At 45.3% G+C, this 21855-nt stretch carries 25 protein-coding genes and 1 other RNA gene; 9 read left to right on the plus strand and 17 right to left on the minus strand.

What is annotated here, in order from left to right; genetic code table 11:
• Positions 1–11: 11 nt before the first annotated feature.
• Positions 12–992, minus strand: a complete 981-nt coding sequence (locus tag CHRO_RS07225) for a sensor histidine kinase (RefSeq protein ID WP_015153541.1) — start codon at positions 990–992, stop codon at positions 12–14.
• A 102-nt stretch (positions 993–1094) separates the two neighbouring features.
• Positions 1095–1673 (minus strand): L-threonylcarbamoyladenylate synthase, encoded by a 579-nt coding sequence (locus tag CHRO_RS07230; protein ID WP_015153542.1) that lies wholly within the window; start codon positions 1671–1673, stop codon positions 1095–1097.
• On the opposite strand from CHRO_RS07230, the gene CHRO_RS33210 reads away from it, so the two are divergent.
• A complete protein-coding gene (locus CHRO_RS33210) occupies positions 1658–1816 on the plus strand; it encodes a hypothetical protein (protein WP_219336097.1) in 159 nt (52 codons plus the stop codon). The two genes, CHRO_RS07230 and CHRO_RS33210, sit on opposite strands and share 16 nt — an antisense overlap.
• A gap of 82 nt (positions 1817–1898) precedes the next feature.
• Here CHRO_RS33210 and plsY read toward each other — a convergent pair whose 3' ends face one another.
• The 5 genes from plsY to CHRO_RS07250 form a co-directional block, all read right to left on the minus strand.
• On the minus strand, positions 1899–2570 hold the full coding sequence (gene plsY / locus CHRO_RS07235; RefSeq protein ID WP_015153543.1) for a glycerol-3-phosphate 1-O-acyltransferase PlsY: 672 nt from the start codon (positions 2568–2570) through the stop codon (positions 1899–1901).
• Positions 2571–2720: 150 nt separating this feature from the next.
• Positions 2721–4001 carry a DUF3086 domain-containing protein gene (locus CHRO_RS07240; protein WP_015153544.1) on the minus strand — a complete coding sequence of 427 codons (1281 nt, stop codon included), beginning with the start codon at positions 3999–4001 and terminating at the stop codon, positions 2721–2723.
• Positions 4002–4059: 58 nt separating this feature from the next.
• On the minus strand, positions 4060–4200 hold the full coding sequence (locus tag CHRO_RS31765) for a hypothetical protein (RefSeq protein ID WP_181824285.1): 141 nt from the start codon (positions 4198–4200) through the stop codon (positions 4060–4062).
• Positions 4187–4603: a DUF3119 family protein gene (locus tag CHRO_RS07245; RefSeq protein ID WP_015153545.1), complete on the minus strand. Its 417-nt coding sequence runs from the start codon at positions 4601–4603 to the stop codon at positions 4187–4189. The genes CHRO_RS31765 and CHRO_RS07245 overlap by 14 nt, the downstream gene beginning before the upstream one ends.
• Before the next feature lie 131 nt (positions 4604–4734).
• Positions 4735–5523 carry an MlaE family lipid ABC transporter permease subunit gene (locus CHRO_RS07250; protein ID WP_015153546.1) on the minus strand — a complete coding sequence of 263 codons (789 nt, stop codon included), beginning with the start codon at positions 5521–5523 and terminating at the stop codon, positions 4735–4737.
• Between the two features lie 483 nt (positions 5524–6006).
• Here CHRO_RS07250 and CHRO_RS07255 point away from each other — a divergent pair, with 483 nt between their 5' ends.
• Complete coding sequence (locus CHRO_RS07255; protein ID WP_015153547.1) at positions 6007–6300, plus strand: hypothetical protein; 294 nt, start codon at positions 6007–6009, stop codon at positions 6298–6300.
• A gap of 488 nt (positions 6301–6788) precedes the next feature.
• Here CHRO_RS07255 and CHRO_RS07260 read toward each other — a convergent pair whose 3' ends face one another.
• From CHRO_RS07260 to ssrS, 4 genes are all read right to left on the minus strand, one after another.
• Complete coding sequence (locus CHRO_RS07260) at positions 6789–8054, minus strand: M16 family metallopeptidase (RefSeq protein WP_015153548.1); 1266 nt, start codon at positions 8052–8054, stop codon at positions 6789–6791.
• 39 nt (positions 8055–8093) lie between these two features.
• Positions 8094–8258: a hypothetical protein gene (locus CHRO_RS31770; protein ID WP_181824286.1), complete on the minus strand. Its 165-nt coding sequence runs from the start codon at positions 8256–8258 to the stop codon at positions 8094–8096.
• Positions 8259–8291: 33 nt separating this feature from the next.
• The gene (locus tag CHRO_RS07265; RefSeq protein WP_015153549.1) at positions 8292–9557 is read right to left on the minus strand and encodes a M16 family metallopeptidase; all 1266 of its coding nucleotides are present in this window, start codon (positions 9555–9557) and stop codon (positions 8292–8294) included.
• Between the two features lie 239 nt (positions 9558–9796).
• Positions 9797–9978: non-coding RNA, 6S RNA (gene ssrS / locus CHRO_RS30320), on the minus strand.
• 21 nt (positions 9979–9999) lie between these two features.
• Here ssrS and CHRO_RS31775 point away from each other — a divergent pair.
• On the plus strand, positions 10000–10278 hold the full coding sequence (locus CHRO_RS31775; RefSeq protein ID WP_219336099.1) for a hypothetical protein: 279 nt from the start codon (positions 10000–10002) through the stop codon (positions 10276–10278).
• Here the strand turns inward: CHRO_RS31775 and CHRO_RS07270 are convergent.
• Both CHRO_RS07270 and CHRO_RS07275 read right to left on the minus strand, forming a co-directional pair.
• Positions 10258–11424 (minus strand): 5-(carboxyamino)imidazole ribonucleotide synthase, encoded by a 1167-nt coding sequence (locus CHRO_RS07270; protein ID WP_015153550.1) that lies wholly within the window; start codon positions 11422–11424, stop codon positions 10258–10260. The two genes, CHRO_RS31775 and CHRO_RS07270, sit on opposite strands and share 21 nt — an antisense overlap.
• Positions 11421–11918: a pentapeptide repeat-containing protein gene (locus CHRO_RS07275; protein WP_041462395.1), complete on the minus strand. Its 498-nt coding sequence runs from the start codon at positions 11916–11918 to the stop codon at positions 11421–11423. Before CHRO_RS07275 ends, CHRO_RS07270 begins: the two co-directional genes overlap by 4 nt.
• A gap of 210 nt (positions 11919–12128) precedes the next feature.
• On the opposite strand from CHRO_RS07275, the gene CHRO_RS07280 reads away from it, so the two are divergent.
• On the plus strand, positions 12129–12482 hold the full coding sequence (locus CHRO_RS07280; protein ID WP_015153552.1) for a phage holin family protein: 354 nt from the start codon (positions 12129–12131) through the stop codon (positions 12480–12482).
• A gap of 123 nt (positions 12483–12605) precedes the next feature.
• Here CHRO_RS07280 and CHRO_RS07285 read toward each other — a convergent pair whose 3' ends face one another.
• Positions 12606–13391, minus strand: coding sequence for an HAD family hydrolase (locus tag CHRO_RS07285; protein WP_015153553.1), 786 nt, complete (start codon positions 13389–13391; stop codon positions 12606–12608).
• A 236-nt stretch (positions 13392–13627) separates the two neighbouring features.
• On the opposite strand from CHRO_RS07285, the gene CHRO_RS07290 reads away from it, so the two are divergent.
• Positions 13628–14434 carry an SDR family NAD(P)-dependent oxidoreductase gene (locus CHRO_RS07290; RefSeq protein ID WP_015153554.1) on the plus strand — a complete coding sequence of 269 codons (807 nt, stop codon included), beginning with the start codon at positions 13628–13630 and terminating at the stop codon, positions 14432–14434.
• A 152-nt stretch (positions 14435–14586) separates the two neighbouring features.
• Here the strand turns inward: CHRO_RS07290 and lpxD are convergent, their stop codons facing one another.
• From lpxD to uvrB, 3 genes are all read right to left on the minus strand, one after another.
• On the minus strand, positions 14587–15624 hold the full coding sequence (gene lpxD / locus CHRO_RS07295; RefSeq protein WP_015153555.1) for a UDP-3-O-(3-hydroxymyristoyl)glucosamine N-acyltransferase: 1038 nt from the start codon (positions 15622–15624) through the stop codon (positions 14587–14589).
• Positions 15625–15793: 169 nt separating this feature from the next.
• Positions 15794–17170 carry a BaiN/RdsA family NAD(P)/FAD-dependent oxidoreductase gene (locus CHRO_RS07300; protein WP_015153556.1) on the minus strand — a complete coding sequence of 459 codons (1377 nt, stop codon included), beginning with the start codon at positions 17168–17170 and terminating at the stop codon, positions 15794–15796.
• A 97-nt stretch (positions 17171–17267) separates the two neighbouring features.
• Positions 17268–19265: an excinuclease ABC subunit UvrB gene (uvrB, locus tag CHRO_RS07305; protein ID WP_015153557.1), complete on the minus strand. Its 1998-nt coding sequence runs from the start codon at positions 19263–19265 to the stop codon at positions 17268–17270.
• Positions 19266–19548: 283 nt separating this feature from the next.
• Between uvrB and CHRO_RS07310 the strand changes: the two genes are divergently transcribed.
• From CHRO_RS07310 to CHRO_RS07325, 4 genes are all read left to right on the plus strand, one after another.
• Entirely contained in the window at positions 19549–20076 is a 528-nt protein-coding gene (locus CHRO_RS07310) for a hypothetical protein (RefSeq protein ID WP_015153558.1), read from the plus strand.
• 293 nt (positions 20077–20369) lie between these two features.
• Positions 20370–20549, plus strand: coding sequence for a CsbD family protein (locus CHRO_RS07315; protein WP_015153559.1), 180 nt, complete (start codon positions 20370–20372; stop codon positions 20547–20549).
• Between the two features lie 118 nt (positions 20550–20667).
• Entirely contained in the window at positions 20668–21096 is a 429-nt protein-coding gene (locus tag CHRO_RS07320; RefSeq protein WP_015153560.1) for a hypothetical protein, read from the plus strand.
• Between the two features lie 164 nt (positions 21097–21260).
• Positions 21261–21788, plus strand: a complete 528-nt coding sequence (locus CHRO_RS07325) for a hypothetical protein (protein WP_015153561.1) — start codon at positions 21261–21263, stop codon at positions 21786–21788.
• Positions 21789–21855 lie beyond the last annotated feature (67 nt).

Below are 21855 nucleotides of genomic sequence, written 5' to 3' on the forward strand. Positions count from 1 at the left end.
CGAAATTCTTTCTAGTTTTCTATTGCTTCCGAAACGGTTTCAGGTTCGAGAGTTACCAAAGGAATCATTAATTGCAGTCGCGTGTAAGATTCATTCTCTTCGTCTATTGATATTGAGTTTGGCATTGATAGAATTTCTAACCGACAGTGCATCAGATCGAGAAGAGTCTGAGTCAATAGCAGAATCATTCCTGGTGAAAAAGTAAAATCTTTGATCTCTAATGGTGATATACGATCGCTCTGAGATACATCAATTGAATCTGACAAAATCTGATGTGGTAGTTCGGCATCTAGCCAAATTGCCATCTCGTTAGTAGCAAGACAGGAATGTGTAGAAACAAGAATGTTTCCTTCTTGCATTTGAGTCAAACAAATGTCAAGTAGATCGATCGCAACCTGCCGCAACCAGCGCGGGTCGGCTAAGACATAAGTTTCGGTTTCAGGTAGGGACAGTTGTAACCGCAGATTGCGATTAGCAGCAATGAGATAAGTAGAATTATAAACGTCTGTCAATAGCCCGGCTAAATTAACTGGCTGGATTTCTAGCGGAGACCTGCCATGTTCTAGTCGAGAAACATCAATCACCCGATCCATTAAATTCATCAGCTTCAACGCTGACTGATGAGCTTGGGCAATAAATGTCCTCTCTTCCGCAGGGTCATCGCATAGATCGGATAAAATCAATTGGTGCAGACCGATTAAACTGTTGAGCGGCGATCGCAATTCATGGGCGGTTCTTGTCAGAAATCCGGCTTTAAACTGGCACATTTCCCGTGCTAGCTGATAGGCAATCTGGCTTTGCTGTAGCTGACTTTGTAGAGCCAGGATCTCATTCCTATCTGCCGTGAGAGGCTTCTGCTCAAGTGTGGGATCGTTGGCATTATTAGCAGTAAGCGAGCGCTTAGATTTGTCTAGCCACCAGCGTCCACCTAGACCTAAGCTCAGTCCTAAAAACAGCCCAAATAATAAATACACCCATTCATTCCAGCTCATAACTTCCCAAAGACTCACACCACAAAAAATTGAAATCTTACCCTGAGTTTGGTAGCATTGAGCCTCTCTCGACCAAGATAGTTCCGTAGTTAAAACTGATAATTATATCTCTAACACTACCGCTCCTTGGCGCAAAATTACCCAACCACTACCCATCCACTTAGCTACAGTAGAAGGAACGCCGATTCCAGAAACATCTGAGATTTGTAGGGTTAAAACATCGGGAAACTGAGCTGCAATTTCTGTCAGGGTTTCTAATGGTGGTTGCCCCGATAAATTAGCGCTGGTAGTAGCTAAAGGTCCAGTTTGAGCTAATATTTCTCGCGCGATCGCGCTTTGAGGAACGCGCACGCCTATAGTCGTAGGATCGGTAGGGTTCATGGCTTGAGGGACGCGATCGCTTGCTGGCAGTACCAAAGTTAAAGCCCCAGCCCAATATTGTGCCGCTACCTGTTGCCAAACTCGCCATTCTGCTTCCGTCCCAATTACGTAATCCCACAAATCTTCTGCCTTTGCTCCCATCAAAATCAACGGCTTATCTTGACTGCGCTGTTTGGTTGCAAAGATTAGATCGGCTCGCTCTGGTAAAGCCGCCAATGCAGGAACGGTATCGGTAGGAAAGCTAACCACGCAACCAGCGCGGACACCAGCAACCAGTTCGGCAATTGAAACTTGGGGCATTGAAGGGAGACAAGGGAGACAAGGGAGACAAGGGAGACAAGGGGGACAAGGGGGCAGAGAGCAGGTGCGCAGGTGTGCAGAGGGAAGAGAGAGTCGCGGAGCAATTCCAAGTCGCTATGCTCGCAGTTGCAAGTCGCAATTAAGCCACTTACCACCCACCACTCACTATACCCCACACCCTACACTCCATACCCCATACCCTGTTCGCTGATAACTGATACCTGTTCACTGATTTGCGGTAGATGATTTTTGCCCTAGTTGAGGTTCCGTACCATCTAGTAAGCGTTGAATATTGCTCTTGTGGCGCAGAATGACGTAGATACCACCTACTATCCCAAACAGGACGTAAGGTAAAGGTTGATGAAATAGCAGCATCAATAGCGAAACTGCGATCGCGCCTGCGATCGAACTGAGTGAGACGATCCGCGAGATGGCGATCGCAACGCCAAATACCCCGACAGTTGCTAAAGCAACCTGCCAGTTCATCGCCAATAATACGCCCAAACTCGTAGCGACAGATTTTCCCCCACTAAACCCCAACCAAATCGATTTGCTATGTCCCAAAATGGCTGCTAACCCCGATAACGTTACCATCCAGGACAGCCAGAGCGTAGGGTCAACAGTAGGAGGCAGAAGATTTTGAGCGCTAGCAAAGCTAAACAGCCAAGGTACGAGGGCGATCGCTAAAACCCCTTTGAGAGCATCAATAACTAATACAAATGCGCCTGGTCCCTTGCCTAAGGTTCTCAAAACATTAGTTGCTCCAGTTGAACCAGAACCGTGCTCGCGAATATCAATTCCTTTTAAAAGTTTTGCTAGCGTGAAACCAGTGGGCGTAGAGCCAATTAGATACGCTACTAGTAAAGTTACTACGCACAGAGTGAGCCAGATAGTCATACGTAAGGGCTAGTTTTTTGAAAGCAAGGGAGACAGTTTAAATTCTAAAATCAAAATTCACGCATTCAAAATTGGGACAAGGGGGACAAGAAAGACAAGGGGGACAAGGGAGCAACTACCAATTACCCATTACCAACTACCCATTACCCATTAATAATCAAAATCTCTTTCTCTAAGAGTTTGGGGATCGGGGGCAAAGGCTAGTAATAGAGGGAATTGTAGCAGAGAGAGGCTAATTTTTTCCTCGGAGTCATCAATGATAATCAGTGGCATTTGATTGGCTTCAATCGCTCTTTCGGCTCTGATGGCAGCTGCTTCTGCATCTTCAAACAAGGTTACACCGCGATCGGGTCCAAAATCTGTGCGAGAAATGCCAAGACAATCTTGCAAACCACGCCGCCAATCTCCCAGCCGTTCGGGGGTATTAGCTAAGACCAAGATGCGGAGCCGAGTATCGTACAAGGTGTATAGAATTGAAATAATCGCCGAGCTAATTAGAATATTTTGTAGGCGACTACCTGTAGTTCGTAAAGCACCTCGTCCTCCTTGCTTGAAAAACCAATTGGATACTCGTTCCGCCTGCACTGGTTCAAACGTGCGGCGCAGTTGCCAAGGGGGACCGTAATAATCTGGTTGGTTGCGGTATTGGTCGAGCAGGCGGCGAATTTGTTTTGTGGTAGCTTGAAATCTCTGTTCGGTAAATTGAGGCGTGGCGGGTTGCTCCGGCTCTTGAGGTTTGGGTTGTCTAGTTGCTGGTTGCGGCTCTGGTCTAGTTTTTGGTGCTAGCTCTAATTGCTCTACTGCTGTTGCCAAATCTTGCAAGCTGCCTGTGAGATAGTCTTTAAAGCCCTGCACTCGAATTGCTAAATCTTGGGAAACTCCAGCAAAACTCGTCCGCATTTCCGTCCGAATGCGTTCTTGCCGCCGTTCTAACTGTTCGATTGAAATTTGTAATGCTTGCTTGCGTTGCTCCATTTGAGCAAGACCTTCTTGCACCACTTTACTCATAGCAGATTGAGTTTGCGCTAATTGAGCAGATAGCTGTTTGTGCGTTGCTTGGAGGCGTGCAATTTCTTGTCTTAAGGCTTGTTCCTGCTGTTGCAATTGAGACAAGTTGGATGGTTTTGCCAGTGGAATGAGCGGCGTTTCCGCTGGAGTTTCTCTTGCAGAATTTGGCGCTACTAACTCTTGCAAAAACTCATCTTCTGCTTCTTCGGATGGCGAGGCAAAAAAGTTAAAGTTTTCTAAATCTAAGTCCGTATCTGTATCTTTCTCTGTATTAGATTCAGATTGAGATTCATCTAGTAAATTTATTTCTTCTAATTTCCCATTTGGCGCATCCATTGAGAAGTTTAGAGGTTTGTCTTGTTCCTCTGAATCTTCCCAAGGTTGATTATCTGGCTTTGGTGTTTGGGATTCATCTGAAGTCATAATCAGTTATCAGTTATCAGTTATCAGTTATCAATTATCAGTGACTAGTGACTGGTGACTAGTGACTAGAATTGCTTCCTCGTCCCCCTTGTCCCCCTTGTCCCCCTTCGCCTCCTAATCCCCACGACCGAAGGGAGTGGGGAAGAGCGAGTTCCCCCTTGTCCCCCTTGTCTCCCTTGTCCCCCTCAGCTCTCTTCACCCCTGCTCCCTGCCCCCTTGCTCTCTAGTCTTGGACAGCGTTGCTCTAAACAAGTTTGTAGCATTTTGGGGTCAAAGAGAATGGGCAAAAAGTGAATGCTTTTCACTTCTCGAAAGTAGAACAGGATCGGCACTTGATGCCAAAAAATTTCCCAATGTTGCCATTCTTGATAGGGAAAGTGCCGGATGATGGTTTCTCCTCTGTAGATATCTAAGGCAGTATCAGTGAATTGTAGCCGTAGGGTTGTAGCTTGAAACATCAGAAACAAACCAAATAAGGCAATTATGCCACCTACCCAGGCTGAAACGAGTATTAGAGGAATTGCCCCTAAGACTATGAATAAAGGCAGCTTGTAGCTGGGAACAAGCTGAACGGTTGATGTTACAGATGGGGAAGTCGTCACTGTTTTTGTCCTGCCTGAACAATAGACTCTAACACTCTTATTTTAAGGTTCAGCCGGGAGTCGGGAGTCGGGAGTGGGGAGTGGGTAATTGGTAGTTGCACTTGAAGCTTCTCTGCGCGTGCGCTCCCTGCTTACAACGTCGAGCGCCCCAAGCCTTGAAACATGACCCAAGATAAGAAAAAGTTCATGATGAAGATTGATAGTAACGCCGTGACTACAGCAGCTGTGGTTGATTGTCCGACTCCCTTGGCTCCCCCTGTGGTTGTCAAACCCCAACTGCATCCAATAATTGCGATCGTTGCTCCGAAAACAGCACCTTTGATTAAAGCACTAGTAACATCCCAGACATCTAAGAAATTGCGGGCTGAATCAATAAATACGCTCTGAGATAGGCGATACAAGTTGGTTGCTATCACCAAGCCGCCAATCATACCTGTAATTGCAGATAATAGGGTCAAAATTGGCAGCATGACGCAGCAGGCTAACACGCGCGGAATGACAAGATAATCAATTGGATCGGTTTTGAGCATATAAAGAGCGTCAATCTGCTCTGTGACGCGCATCGTGCCAATTTCCGCCGCAAATGCAGAACCAACTCGCCCCGCGAGAACTACAGCTGTCAATACAGGTGCGAGTTCCCGAGTTAAGGCAAGAGCTAAGACCCCGCCAACTGTTGTTCCTGCTCCAAATCGAATAAATTCCCGTGCTACTTGAATCGTAAAAACTGCGCCGACAAAAACTGCTGTGATGAGGGCGATTAGCAATGAGTCCGGTCCCACTGCTGCCATCTGTTCTACAGTATTTCGGCGATGAATCCTACCTTGGAGCAAGTGAATTAGGACTTGCCCACCTAGTAAAATTGCTGCCAGCAATCGCTGACTCCATACTCCCAGGAAAGAACTTGGTCTGACTTCGCTCAATTTTCCTCTGCTCGATAAACTCTGTGTCCAGAATAACTAAGTTCAGAATCACTAGGTGCAAAATAACTTAAGTTAGGATCGCTAGCTTTCACTCTAGCAATAGATAGATTTTTGCCTTATTGTGTCGTTCGATCGCGCCGTCTTGTCAAGGTTCGCTTCGTCAATGTTTACCAATTGTTAAGTGAATCTGAGAAATTTGCCGATTAACTCAAGTTGGAAGCCGTTGTTAGGGGTGGATGCTGCGATCGCCTACTATGTCTTACTTAGCTAGCAATAAAAATACGTTACAGTCTCGCCACGCTCCGCCAGAAAAATTTAATCTAATTCCCCGATCGTTAATATCGCTTTGAAGTTGTAGACAAAACTTTTAACGATCGCTTAAGATTTTTGAAATTTGCGGCAACGGTAGGCGATCGCTCTTATTGTAGAAAGTGGCACTCGTATCGGATTTTCATTGTCAACCGATTGACCAGAGTACGCTTCATGAGCATTCTGCCTAATTTTCTCCGTTCTCTATTACTGACAATTATTCTGAGCTTTGTCGTCCCCACATTTCTAATTGGTGGGGGTTTAGCAAGCGTGTCTCTGCTGAAGTACGTTCCTGGCTTGCAAGGAATCGGTCAGGCAATTGCTTCTGCTATGCAACAGTTCTTAGCTACGTTTGGCAGTGGTAGTGCTTGGCGAGGGCTGTGTATCATCGGTATGACTTGTAGTTTAGTCGGAGCGCTGTTCGATACATATGCATTCTACCGCTATCAAAATCTGCGGGGCGACTGATAACTGATAATTGATAACTGATTAAAATAGCAAACCCGCCTCGGTTAATTGATTTTGGAGGCGGGTTATTCAGAGAGTTTGGATTTAGTTAAAAGCAGCAAAAACTAGATGAACTCAAATAGGGTGGACAAATTCGCAATTTACCTGACAATCAAACTTGGCTTGTATTTGTCGTCGCTCAATCGGGATTCTTCAGTAAACCGGACACCTCCTTTTATTTGCGAGAAAGTAGAAATATTTAGGCAAGAACGTTTCTTTCACTCAACGTTTCTTCTACTACAAGTGAGGTATTGTCAAGTTCAGGTACTTTGCGATAGGACTAGAGCGGGAGGCACAGGCTCTAATCTCTAGAGTTTTTTCTCTTAAGAATCTCCTTTTGTGCCTTCATTTAAAGTAGCATGGCTTTCTTCGGGCAGAGCTTGCTAATTTATTAAAGTTTATGAGGTTTCATCGGTTGTAATAATTGCTAAAAACTGTTTACAAACAAGTTATCGATCGCCAATCGCCGTTTCTGGTCCAACCATAGAAATATAGGGTTCGAGTAAATAACGGCAAGCTGCTTGTTGTGTTGCTTCAGCGCTCACTTGGGCAATTTCTTGTTGAAAGGAGCGATCGAATTCAATTCCCAACCCTAAAATTTCATACCAACCATATACTTGAGCAATTTGTCCGTTCGTTTGTTTGCCAAGGGCATATTGACCGAGAAGCTTATTTTTGGCTGTTTGTAAATCTTCCGTGCTGAGTTGTGCTTGACATAGTAACTCTACTTCCGTTTGTAGCCGATCGCGGGCGATCGCAGTATTTTCTGGCGCAGTCCCGATGTAGGCGACAAACGTAGCGGGTGACATGCGCGTGGGGTAAAATGCCGAAACTTCGTAAGCTAAACCCAACTTTTCGCGCAGTTCGACAAACAAGCGGCTAGATAACCCGTTACCTAAATGGGTTGACAGCAGTTTTAAGGCTGGATAGTCCGATTGATGAACTGAGGGGGCTAAGTAGCCCAGCATGATAATTGATTGCTGGGTCGGCTGAGCAATCTTGAGCTGCTGAGGTGCGGGAGTCAGGCTGGGTAACTGCAATGGTGGTATGGGCGATCGCGGCGCTTCCCAGTCGCCAAAAACTTTTTCGATTTGGGCGATCGCGGTATCGGCTGTAATTCGACCTGCTAAGCTAATGACAACATTATCGGGACGAAAATAAGTCTGGTGATATTGTTGTAAGTCAGTTCGCTCGATTTTAGCTACCGTTTCTTCCCATCCCAAACCAGAAGAAGCATAGGGATGATTTTGGTAAATTGCTTGTCGGAGTTGGTCAAAAGCAATTGTAAATGGCTGTTCTTGTTGGGAACGAATGTGTTGGATTGTCAGCCGTCGTTCGAGTTCCACTTCAGCAGCAGGAAATGAGGGCGATCGCAACAGTTCCCCTGCTAATGCCAAGATTTCGGGAAAATCTGCCGAAACAGTTTTCATGCTCAACAGAAAATAATCTGAGGCTGCATCCACGCTCAAGCTTGCGCCAACGGACTCTACCCGTTCGGCAATTTCCATCGAGGATAGTTCTGTGGTTCCCTTTGTCATCACCGCAGATAGCAAATGCGCTAACCCAGCTTGCTGTTGTGGTTCCCAGCAACTCCCTGCTTTGAGAAAAATACGGGTAGCAACAATGTCTGCGGCTGGGTTTTCGATCGCCAGCACAACCATGCCATTAGGTAAAACTGTGCGATGGATCTGTTGAGTTGGTAAAGAGGTTGTCACGGGAAATCAGTTATCAGTTATCAGTTATCAGTAGAAACGTTACATGTAACGTCTGTGTAGGGAATTGGTAGTTGGTAGTTGGTAATGGGTAATTGGTGAAAGGCGCTCTTGCGCTCTTGCGAGAGGCAGTTTTTCCCAAGCGCGACCTTGCGCAATCTTGCGCTCCGCGACTCTCTCTTCTCCCCCCTGCACACCTGCACACAAAGCTACCCTGCTTCCTTGTCCCTACTCCCTAGACTAACAAGGTTTGACGACTGTTACCGCGTAGGAATAGGGAGAAAGGTATTGTTGAGCAATTTGTTGGAGTTCGACGGAATCGAAGGATTTGATTTGCTGGGGATAAGTTGTGGCTAACTCGGGTTCGCCTAGAGTTTGATAGTAACCATACAACCCTGCCAGTTGTTCTGGTGTTTCGGTGGAAAAAGCATAGTCGTTACACAGAACTCGCTGAGCGCGCGCGAGTTCTTCCGGGGCGATCGCAGTTGTCTGTAACTGTTCTAAATGGGCGCAAATTAATTCTTCTACTCTTTCTAAATGTTGCGGTTCTAACCAAACACTAATGGTAAATAAACTAGCATCTTGCAGTAGGGAAAACTGGCTGCTGATTGCTTGGACTAATTGTTTATCTTCCCTGAGAGTGCGGATTAAGCGGGAAGAACGTCCCGCGCCCAATATAACTGAAATCAGATCTAAACCATAAGCACTGCGCCATTGGTCGATACCTGGTGCGATCCAAGCCATAAGTAGCCGTGCTTGTTCCAGTCTTGGTAAATATAATTCCTGGCGGCGAATTCCGGCTAGCAGGGGTTTTTTGACTACCTCTACAGGTGGTAATTCTACCCGTGATAAAAATCGGTCGAAACTGAGGTTGACGATTTCAATCGCTCGTTCTGTTTCGATTCCACCTGCGATCGCTACCGTCATATTTTCGGGTTGGTAATGAGCGCGATGAAAGCACCGCATTGCCTCTGGTGAGTGCTGCATTAACTCCAATTCCGTACCCAGAACCGATCGCCCGTAGGGATGCTGTTGGTAGATACTTTCACTCAGAGTTTGAAATCCAATCCAGTCTGGATCGTCGTAACAAGCATGAATTTCTTCTAAGACAACTTCCCGTTCTCGATCGAATTCGTCTTCTGGAATAGCAGCATTTAACAACAATTCTGCTAAGTACGGCAGCGTATCTTCCCAGTAAGGAGCGGCAGTTGTTAAATAAAAGTGAGCGTAGTCGTGGCTAGTAGCAGCATTTGTCATTCCACCTCTGTTTTCCACGACGCGATCGAACACTCCTGGCGGGATCGTCTCCGTCCCTTTAAATATCATGTGTTCCAGAAAGTGAGCCATCCCGTACCATGCTTCCGGCTCTGCGATCGCACCTGCCCGCAACCAAACATCTGTGACTACCACTGTAGTTGCAGGAAGGTATTGATGTATGAGAGTTAAACCAGAATCTAATTGAAGAATGGTCGGCGAGTGACTCGGTGCTATCAATAGAGGCGACAAACGCTTAAGCCCAAATTAAGACTACATTAAGTTTATTTATATTACTGTTAGCACAAATAATGAATTGCATAAATTGATACAAAAATTTATTGGTAATGGGTAATTGGTGAGTGGCTAGTGGAACTAGTGGAACTAGTGGCTGGACTCTTTTCTAGTCACCACTCACCAGTCACTAGTCACTGATAACTGACCAAAATCAAAAACTCCTTCAGCTATTAGCTAAAGGAGTTCATGCTTGTAAGTCCACCGCAACGCCGTCTTACCTCAGTTTTGACCTGGAAAATCCAGGTGGGAATCGATTAGCTGAACTTAAAGTTTCCGAGTACTTGCTCGGTCTACTGCCGTTAGCAATTTTGACTCCCTTAAATGTTTAAGCATAGATCAAAAACATTATTGGCAGTCACCAACGCCGCAGTTGAACTCCAACTATTATAACTTTTTAGTGAGAATCGACAAGCACGCGGGAGTCGGGAAGAGGGAAGAGGGAGTCGGGAAGAGGGGGACAAGGGGGACAAGGGAGACAAGGGAGACAAGGGGGACAAGGGGGACAAGGGGGACAAGGGGGACAAGGGGGACAAGGGGACAAGGGGGACAAGGGAGACAAGGGGGACAAGGGGGACAAGGGGGACAAGGAAGCAACTACCAACTACCCATTACCCATTACCCATTACCCATTACCCATTACCCCACTTACCACTGGTCACTGATAACTGCTGACTGAATACCAAATGGATTCAATCTGTTGGGCGATCGCCTCTGCTTTGTGACGGTTGCGATCGTCTAATAATACGGTGACGTGTCCTAGCTTGCGTCCTGGGCGAGATGCAGTTTTGCCGTACCAGCGAAGGTATGCTTGAGGAATTTGGGCGATTTGTTGGCGTTGGGCGAGATAGTCGCGCCCAGAAGCAGTTTCATAGCCTAATAAATTTACCATCAACGCCCCAGCACTACGGAGGGTAGGATTTCCCAATGGTAAGCCGCAGATAGCGCGAAGATGTTGTTCAAATTGCGAGACTTCACAAGCATCTAGGGTAAAATGTCCAGAATTATGCGTGCGGGGAGCAATTTCATTGACCAATACCTTACCTTCTGAGGTGAGGAATAATTCGATCCCAAATATACCAACAGCTTGTAGACTTTCTAAAAACGTGCGGGCGATCGCTTCGATGTCTTGAACTAATTCTGCACTAAGATCCGCAGGGGCAAATACCCGCCGACAAACTTGCTCTTGCTGCTGCGTCTCGACAATGGGATAAATTGCTATCTCACCTGTAACGGAACGAGCGGCGATAACTGCCAATTCGCGATCGAAAGGGATAAATTCTTCTAATAGATACTGAGACTGTTTCTCTGGATGTCGAGATGCAGATAGTTTTTCTTGTAAAGTCTCCGCATCCTTAATAATAAAAGTCCCTTGTCCGTCATATCCGTGACGACGAGCTTTGAGTACGACAGGAAACTTTTGTAGGAGAGCATAGCTATGCTCCCCTACATTTGATTCTTCTAAAGCGATAAACTTGGGAACAGGTAAACCAATTTGCTGTAAATAGCAGCGTTGCTCGTATTTATCGAGAATGTGAGATAAGACATTTAGCCCAGGACGAAAGCAGGCTCCTTGCTCGACTAAAGTTGATAAAGCGGTTATGTTGACGAATTCATTTTCAAAAGTCACGATCTCGCAATCTTCAGCTAGGACTTTTGTTGCTTCGGCATCGTCGATCGCGGCGATAATTGTTTCTGTGGCGATCGCTACTGCTGGATCGCTCTTATTTGGTGTTTGTACTACCAGTTCGATCCCTAACTTCTTGGCTCCATCAGCCATCATCCAGGCTAACTGTCCGCCACCAATAACACCGACACGCTTCATTGACACCCCAAAGATTCGCGAGTTGCAATACCTGTTTTTGAGTTAATTCCACTTGCTCGTTGGCACAATTCTTTCACCTGCGCCCCGTCTAAAATCGCGTCGCTAAAATCTGCACCTGTAATATCAACACCAGTAAAGATAGTACGGAGTAAAAGGGCTTCTTGCAATACAGCATCGCTCAGATCGGCTCCAGTCATTTTTACCTGGTCGACCATAGCAATACTCAAATCTGCACCGTGCAAGTTTGCCTGTGTCATCACTGAAGCACTCATAATTGCCCCGCGCAAGTCAGCATCAGTAAAATTAACCTGCTCCATATTGGCATTAGAAAACTCTGCGGCTCTTAAAATTTGTCTCGAAAAGTCTTTACCTGTCAGCTCTGCATTGCTGTAGGAGAGCGGTGGCGGATAATCTAAAGCTTGGGCAGGTAAAGCCCAAATCACGAATAGAGCGATCGCGATACATAATCCTGCCAGTTGCCGCAAAAATACCATGTGAGATCTCAATGCTACTCTTTTCAGCTTATCGCATTCACTCTGAAAGACAGAGGGTAGAGAACAGAGGGCAGAAGCCACAACCCATACTCTCCAGCCAATTGCCTAACATTAGCAGCTAGAGAGTGGCAGATTTATAACAGACAAACACCACTGTGGTATGTATTAAATAAGGAAGAATATCATCTTGTCATTTCAGTAGAAACTACCATGATACATTTCCTGTTGACTTGGCTCGTGACCGCAGTTTCCTTACTAATTACGGCAAACATTGTCAATGGCTTTATAGTCACGAACTTTACCGCAGCTTTAATTGCAGCAGTTGTTATTGGTTTAGTTAATGCTGTCATCAGACCGATTTTGATCGTGTTAACTCTACCACTCACAATCTTGACTTTAGGATTATTTCTATTTGTCGTCAATGGGATAAGCATTTGGATTGCCAGCGTTTTGTCACCTGGTTTTACTGTCGCGGGATTGTTACCAGGTTTGCTAGGCTCAATTGTATTGACGTTAGTTGCAGGCATTATTAATTTTGTAGTTGAGCGAGTTGTCCAGAGCTAGATTGCAGAATTTTGAAGTAAAAAACTGAGAATCATCGCTCGAATAACTTCCTTCAAAATTGCTCTCAAATACAAGAAAAATCTCCAGCATTATACAGATATTTTCGCATTGAAGTTTGAAACTTTAGTTACTCAATTTACCTGAAACCCTGAGAATTTTCCTACATGCCTCACAAAATCCTTGTCCTTCACTTGCTTTTGTAATATAAGCAGGCTGGTAGCTTAAATGATTTGCATACTCAAGCGCATTTGCAACTCCGACAGAAAAGGGAAAATACTGAGGATTAAATAAACTCTCATCGTTAGGACTATCACCAACAGTTAACACCTGTTCTGGCAGACATTGAAAGTAATCTTGTAAAACCTGCATTAAGCCAGTTGCTTTATCTTGATTGAGTGGCTTAATATGACATTGAACGTTGCTGTAAGTAAAGCCCAAACCTAATTCCTGACAAAGACTACTGAGTCGCTCTAATTGTTCTGCACTTAATCCTCGTACATCAAAAGTCCAATCAGTAATCCGAAAGCAATTGTCGCTGGACTCGCAAATTTGAGGAAAAGATTGTTGGAGTTTTTGAAAAACTGCTGCTAATTCTTGTCGATGTTCTAATCTATTAGAAATGGATGTAAGCGCGATTGCCTCTTCATTTTTCGCTGGATAAAACAAACCGCCATTTTCCGCGATCGCTCCAGCAATTGGTAAATAATTGACTAATCCACTCACCCATCCAGCCGAACGTCCAGTCACAATCAAAACTTGGAGATCCGATACAGCCAACTTTTCAAACATCAGCAATAAATCTGACGTAAACTTCCCTTTTTGCGTCAGAGTTCCATCCATATCAGTAGCAATTATTTTAATATTTCTGAGAAAATTGCTATCGATTTGTTCGAGCGGAGTAAATCTCATAATCAACCAATATTTTAAACATCTTAGTATTCTAAAAAATCGTCATTTAAAAACACATAAACCCTCTTCTTAACTTCTCTTAACCTTAACTTTCTCCACAAAAACACTTCGCGTCTTTGCGGCTTTGCGCGACATAAAAATCTTTTTCTTGACTCATTCGCGAATTCTGCCAACAGAGGGAGGTAATAAAACACGAATAGCCAAGTAATAGATACTAGTGATAGTTTACTTTCGGTATGGCTCCAATAGCACTGATTACAGGCGCATCCCAAGGAATCGGCGAAGCAACTGCTTTGCTTTTTGCCAGCAAAGGTTACGATCTCGTGCTGGCTGCGCGACATAGAGATCGCCTCGCGGTTGTAGCAGAGGATATCCAAAAACTAGATCGCCAAGCCTTGGTAGTCCCTACAGATGTTAGAGATCCAGACCAAGTAAAAAATCTGATCGACAAAGCACTAGAACATTATGGCGCGATTGATGTCCTGATCAACAATGCCGGAATATACGTCTCAGGTCCGGTAGAAAGCTTTTCCCTAGAAGAGTGGCATCATACAATCGATACCAACCTCTGCGGCTACGTTCATACAATCCACAGCGTTTTACCGCACATGCTGGCACGCAGACAAGGCGCGATCGTCAATATCAGTTCGATTGGGGGTAAAGTACCAATTCCTTACCTAGCTCCCTACACTGCCACTAAATTCGGCATTGCTGGCATGACAGCAGCCATGCATTCAGAACTTAAGCCTAAAGGAATTCACGTCTGCGGCATTTATCCCAACATTATTAAAACCAGTTTTACAGAACGGGCAATTTTTACCGGTCATGATGAAGCAGATGCCCAATCGCGCCGACAACAGTTAGAAGAAATACTACATACCCCTTTTGTGGAAAAGCCGGAAGATGTAGCGAAAGCAATTTGGGATGGAGTTAAACACCAAAGGGCTGAAGTCGTGGTTGGTTCTGCAAATTTCGCTCAAGCTGCATATAATGTGTTCCCTGGGTTCGTGCAATGGTTGTCTCGGCAAACATTTAAAAGGTAGGTCATAGGGGCGGGTTTTGACCGACAATTTAGGAAGAAGGTCAATCTCTCAGCTAAACCCGCCCGTATAGTCGTAGGGGCAGGTTTTGAGCCAAAATCTCTAGAGAGGGCTGTCAATCTATCTGCTATACCTGCCCGTACACAAATCTGAAGTTATTTTTCTTTCATTTTCTGCTTGAAAAATTCATACATTTCTGGCAATCGCTTGTAAATAGCCGAGTTTTTGAGATAGATTTTGTGGGGAACAGCAGGATAACCAGAAACAATATCTTTCGGTTTAACGTTGTGATAAATTCCGGTTTTAGCCGAAGCGATCGCCCCATTTCCCATTTTGACTTCATTGGCAATTCCCACTTGTCCGCCGAGAATCACGCCATTTCCAAGTTCCACTCCTCCCGCTAAACCAACTTGCGCCGCCATCGCACAGTTAGCACCAATTTTGCAACCGTGACCGATGTGTACCAGATTATCGAGTTTGGTATTGCGACCGATGCGGGTTTCTCCTACAGCAGGACGATCGATCGTGCTATTACATCCTACTTCTACGCCCTCTTCTAGCACCACAAAGCCAGACTGTTCCATTTTGAACCAACCAGTTGCCGTAGGCACGAAGCCAAACCCTTCTGCACCAATGACAACGCCGCTATGGATCGTGCAATCAGCGCCGATCCGACTGCGTTCTTGGATTGTACAGTTAGCGTGTAACACCGTGCGATCGCCAATTTCTACATCTGGATAAATCACGACATTAGGATGAATACAAACGCGATCGCCAATTTTTCCACCAGCTTCGATCGCAACATGCGCCCCAATTGCTACATCCGCACCTAACTGTACCGAAGGATGAATCACAGCCGTAGGATGAATCGCTGGTTTGGGACGATAGGGTTGATAGAACAATGCCAGCGTCTGAGCAAACATCAATCTGGGTTGAGACGTGGAGATCCACGCAATTCCCCGGTGTTGCGCTTGTTCCTTTAAAGTTTCATCTTGAGGCAAAATCAAGGCGCTAGCGCCAGTTTCATGAATGTAAGCAGCAAATTTGTCTCCATCAATGTAGCTGATATTTCCAGCCGTTGCTCGATCGACTGCGGCTACACCCGTAATTTCTGGATCGCAGTCTGGGTTAGCAGCAAGGCTGTTATTGCTAGCCGCCTCACCCAATTTGCTGACAATTTCGCTAAATTTCATGTTCGCTTCATCCTCAGAACGCTTGCACGGCTCGTTAGGGCGAGTTTACCTGAAATTCGTGTCAAGAGCCGATTTTTTTGGTGAACTCGCCCCTACATTTAATGCAATTACTGCGGTTCATGCAAGAAGTTTCATCATCAATCCTAATCAGAGAATAGCGAGTACTGAACTAATTCCAAATTCCGAATTCCGAATTCCGAATTCCCATCGCTTGTCCAGCCAACCATGCAGTTGTCCAGGCACTTTGAAAGTTGAAGCCTCCAGTTACGCCATCAATATCGAGGATTTCGCCAGCAAAGTAAAGCCCTGGGACGAGTTTACTTTGCATGGTTTTAAAGTCAACTTCTTTCAAATTGACTCCACCACAGGTAACAAACTCTTCTTTGAAGGCTCCTTTGCCTTGGATGAGGTATTCAGCTTGAGCAATTTCTTGGATCAGGCGATCGATCTCCTTATTAGAGATTCCCGCCCAGCGGTCTTCTGGCGCAATTCCCGCCCGTACAATTATGTATTGCCACAGACGGTGCGGCAACACATTCACGCCACGATAAGAAGCGATCGCTTTTTTTGGTTGTGCTGTTTTGACGGAGAGAATTTGCGATCGCAGCGTTTCCCGATCCAATTCTGGCAGCCAGTTAACCAATAATTTCGCTTGATAATGACAGTCATGCAATGCCCTTGCCCCCCACGCAGAAAGTTTGAGGACGGCGGGACCGCTTAAACCCCAATGGGTAATTAGCAACGCCCCCGTTTGTTCTAATTTTGTCTTGCTATCCGTCAGCAATCGTAGATGCACGGGGTTCATGCTTACCCCTGCCAACTCTCGCAAACTCTTATCCAAAACATTGAAAGTAAACAAAGACGGGACTGGCGGCTCAATTTGATGTCCCAGCGATCGCGCTATGCGATAACCCGCCACATTACTACCCGTCGCTAATAGCAGGCGATCGCATTCTAGGACTTCACCAGATTTGAGTTCGACTTCAAATTTGGGGTAATGGGTAATGGGTAATGGGGAATTGGTAATGGGTAGTTGGTAGTTGTCCCCCTTGTCTCCCTTGTCTCCCTTGTCCCCTTGTCCCCTTGTCCCCTTGTCCCCTTGTCCTTCTTCCCGACTCCCGACATACGACACAGCAGCCACTGGCGCGTTATTCCTTATCTTCACGCCAGCTTTTGCAGCTGCATGGATCAGACATTCGATGATGGTTTCGGAATTATCGGTGATGGGAAACATCCGCCCGTCTGCTTCAGTTTTTAACTGTACGCCGCGACGAGTAAACCAATCGACAGTATCTTGACTTTGAAACCGAGTGAATGCACCCCGCAAGGCTTTCCCACCTCTAGGGTAATTTTGGACTAGTGCAGCTGGGTCGAAACAAGCATGGGTGACATTACAGCGTCCCCCGCCAGAAATCAATACTTTTGTCAATGGTTGACGACCAGCTTCTAGTAAAGTAACTTGCGTGTGGGGATGGTTTTCAGCACAGGCGATCGCGCTAAAAAAACCCGCCGCCCCACCGCCGATAACTATGACTTTCAATTGCAAGGTAGTTGGTAATTGGTAGTTGGTGAGTGGCTAGTGGCTGGTAGCTAGTAGCTGGATTCTTTATCTAGTCACTAGTCACTAGCCACTAGCCACTGATTTAATGTCCCAGCAATTTATCCCGCAAATGCTTGATGCGATCGCGATATTTTGCTGCCTCTTCAAATTCTAGATTTTTTGCTGCTTCTTTCATCTGTGCTTCCAGTTGGGTAATTAATTCTGGAATCTGTTCTAAGGGTAAATCGCTGGCTTGTTCGTAAACAGTTTCTAATTCTTGGGCGTTTAAACGACGCGACACGGCTAAGAAGGATAAAATCGCGTTACTCGATTTTTTCACGATCTGCTGGGGCGTAATCCCGTGCTTTTCGTTATATTCGATTTGAATTGCCCGTCGTCGTTCTGTTTCCGAGATCGCCTTTGCCATGCTATCTGTGAGGTTATCGGCGTACAAAATCGCCTGTCCCCGCACGTTTCTGGCTGCCCTACCGATAGTTTGAATTAGCGATCGCTCTGCCCGCAAGAAACCTTCTTTATCTGCGTCTAAAATTGCCACTAGCGAGACTTCGGGTAAGTCCAATCCTTCCCGCAACAGGTTCACTCCTACCAAGACATCAAAACTACCTTCGCGCAAATCTTGTAAAATCTCGATCCGTTCGATCGAATTAATCTCGGAGTGGAGGTAGCGGACGCGAATCCCGTGGTCTTGAAGATATTCTGTCAGGTCTTCTGCCATTCGCTTTGTCAGGGTTGTTACCAGCGTCCGTTCGCGCCGATCCACCCGCTGTTTAATTTCACCTAAAAGATCGTCAATTTGCCCCTCGGTAGGACGGACGAAAATTTCTGGATCGACTACACCTGTAGGACGAATCACTTGTTCTACTACTCGTCCCTCTGAAACCTCTAATTCCCAATTCCCAGGAGTTGCGGAGACAAAGACGCACTGGTTCACCTTTGCCCAAAATTCTTCTGATTTTAACGGGCGGTTGTCAGCGGCGCTGGGTAGGCGGAAACCGTGATCGATCAAGACTAACTTACGGGCGCGATCGCCGTTGTACATCCCCCGAATTTGGGGTACGGTAACGTGAGACTCATCTACTACCAACAGCCAATCGTTCGGGAAATAATCGATCAAACACTCTGGCGGTTCCCCTGCTTGTCTTCCCGCTAGGTGACGGGAATAGTTTTCTACGCCATTACAGTAGCCGACTTCACGCAACATTTCTAAGTCATAGCGCGTCCGCTGGTCAATGCGTTGTGCTTCTAGTAACTTATTCTCTGCTTCTAATTCGGCTTTACGCTGTTTTAGTTCTGCCGCGATCGCTTCCAGTGCAAATTCTAACTGGTCTTCTGGAGTGACAAAGTGTCGCGCTGGGTAAATATTCAACGCTTCCAAACTCTGAAGGATTTCCCCCGTCACCGGATCGACATATCGAATCGCGTCGATCTCGTCTCCAAAAAATTCTACTCTGACAATTCGGTCTTCGTAAGCGGGTCCAATTTCTAATACGTCACCCCGTACGCGAAATTTTCCCCGTCCCATTTCTACATCGTTGCGGTTGTACTGTACGGATGCTAAGCTGCGTAAAATTTCCCGCTGATTCACTTCCATTCCCACTTGTAAGGGAATCGAGGCGCGGAGGTATTCGGCTGGCATTCCCAAGCCGTAAATACAACTGATGGAAGCAACGACGATCGCGTCTCGCCGTTCAAAGAGCGATCGCGTGGCGGAGTGGCGTAGCATATCGATCTCGTCGTTGATCGAAGCGCTTTTTTCAATAAATGTATCGGTGACGGGGATGTAGGCTTCTGGTTGGTAGTAATCGTAGTAACTGACAAAGTACTCCACCGCATTGTTTGGGAAAAACTCTCTCAACTCGTTACAAAGTTGGGCAGCAAGGGTTTTATTATGAGCGAGTACCAGTGTTGGCTTGCCAATCTTTTCAATAACCGCAGCCATTGTAAAGGTCTTACCCGTTCCCGTAGCTCCAAGTAAAGTTTGGTAACGATGTCCGGCTTGAATGGACTTTACAAGTTGAGCGATCGCCGACGGTTGATCGCCTGTAGGTGCAAACGGCGCTTGAAGGCTAAATTGCATCATGAAGAAGGGAGTAGTTATCAGTGACCAGTGACCGGTGACCAGTTATTAGTGATATCTTGCCAACAACTAACAACTAACAACGCTCAACTAACAACTAATGACCAATGACCTTCATTTATCTTAACATATTTAAGTTTTTCTATGTTTATTCCGTTAAGATACCTATAACTATATAATCTTTTTTAACGTTAAACTCAGATAGCAGTAATTAACCGATAAAAACCACTCGGAATTTTCTCTGGCTATTTGCTATTGCTCGATAGAAACTTAGAGGTTTGCGATTATGACTAATGCCAGTAATGCGAGAAAAAATGGTAACGGTTCCACCAGCCGCAGACCGCGTGCCAAGAGTACCGAGTCTAAGGCTGAGAATCAAGTGGTGACTGGCGAGATCGAAAGTTCGGCTTTGAGTGTATCCGCCGATGGTAAGCCACTGGCTGGTAGTGTTGTCAACGTGGCAGGACTGCGCCCGATCGCCGCAAGCAGTTTAGTGGTGCGAGAAGAAGTGAACATGCATGGGATTCGCCCCATCATGGCTACCGATTTTGATACATTCGACACTGTTAACATCTCTGGTATTCGCCCGATTGAGGCAAATCATTTAGAGATTGTGGATACAATCAACTCAGCTGGATTGCGTCCGATTATGGCAGACCAGTTCAAATACTCCAACATTATTCCCTTAATGGGCGATCGCCCCATTGCCGAAGATGCCTTTGATTTCTCCACCACTTATGTATCTTCTGGAATGCGTCCAATTGCTTCTAATGAAATCGACAACTATCCATATTTAATGGGTTATATCGATTAAGAAATCAAAATCTAATCGTGCCTTTATAAACCTAGTTGTTTAATACAGCTAGGTTTTTTTATCGGTCATTCGTCATTTGTCATTTGCGATAGTAATTCTTAACTTTTAACTTTTGACTTTTGACTTTTGACTTACTAAGCTTTATCTCTTTCTTTTTATAGAGAACTCGAATCAGTCTTGTGGCAGAAGGCTAAAACTATTATTTTCAGATAAATTGTTCAGTGTAGAGACAAAAGCTCTCTCAAGTTGGCACTCAACTTAGAAGCTAATTTGAATTCACAAGGAGAAATAGCATGAGCGCAGAAGATAGAGCAAAAGCTACTGCTAAAAATATTGAAGGAAAAGCCCAAGAAGCTTTAGGAAATATTACAGGCGATCCTGAAGATAAAGCAGAAGGCAAAGCTAAGCAAGCAGAAGGACAAACACGTCATGCTGCTGAAGACGTAAAAGATGAAGTGAAGAAGAACCTCTAATCAAACTTTAGAAAATCGGAAGGTAAAATAAGTGAGAGTGTGAAATTTTACCTTCCTCAATTTTTTCAAAAACGGAATTGACATCAATAATTTTAGGGAGGAAACGGAAGTGAATTTCATGCAGCACTTTCGTAGAATTGCGATCGTTCTTTCAGCCATTTTCTTACTGACAACAACAGTTGCTTGTAGTAGCAGCGTACAAGCAAAGCAACCCAATGCTAACGTACCAACAGTTAGCCGCAGTGCTGATTACGGACAAATTGCTCGTGGGAATACACCAGTCGGGCAAGACTTTGGGACTTGGGTAACTCGCACAGGCAAAGGACTGGTTCAAGACGCATATGTAAGAGACAACAATAAGCTAGGCGTAGTTATTACCCCGGATGTTCGTCCGAATGAAGTGAAGCCATTAGCGAAATCTTTGGCACAAGGGTTTCATAAAAACTTCCCTAACCAGGACTTGACAGTCTTAATGTACGCTCCTGACAAAAAACTGATTTTGACAGCACAATATGATGTGCAAACAAATCAGATTCAGTACAAATAGGGTCATTTTTTTGTCATTAGTTAAATGAACGATAACTGTAGGGGCGGGTTCACCCGAACTTCTTACTTATAAAAGTAGATATTAATAAACTCGCTCTCTTGATAAAACAGTTATTTAAACTAGCTGATGACAGGTGAACGGTTTAAAAAAAGGAGATTGGAATTATGACTAGCAGCGACAAATACAGAAGGGAAATCATGGGCGATCTAGCGCAAGGTAACACGGAAAACCTTGACGCATATCCCTCAAATAATCCAGAACAAGAGTACGAGAACTTTGACGATTTCGCTCAAAGATCGTCATACGATCAGCGCCGCCAAATGTTCGGTAACTCTTTACAGCACGAGCGCATTCCTCCAGCGCAAATGGAGCCAGAATTGCAAAAAGCGATCGCCCAAATTAAACCCAACGAACGGGATGATGTGGCGCGGGCTTTCTTCAAGCATTTAAGTAAGAAAGGTTTACACGATCGCGATTTAGAAAGACAACTGGGACTCTCTACCCACAATCCCAACCGTATGAGTGCTGATGATGTGAGCAAATTGGCTGCTTATGCATATCACAACCATCCAGACATCTTCCAAGAAGTCATGGCGGAACAACCAGCTATTATCAAGTTCCTTAGCAATCCCCTAGTAGCAGCCGTATTGGGTATCGCTGCGGCTAAGTGGCTAGGTAGTCATCGGAAATAAGATTTAGGCATAGAGATTGTATTGTGGTGCAATACATCATGTAGGGGCGCACGGCTGTGCGCCCCTA

The organism is Chroococcidiopsis thermalis PCC 7203 (assembly GCF_000317125.1).
GTDB lineage: Bacteria > Cyanobacteriota > Cyanobacteriia > Cyanobacteriales > Chroococcidiopsidaceae > Chroococcidiopsis > Chroococcidiopsis thermalis.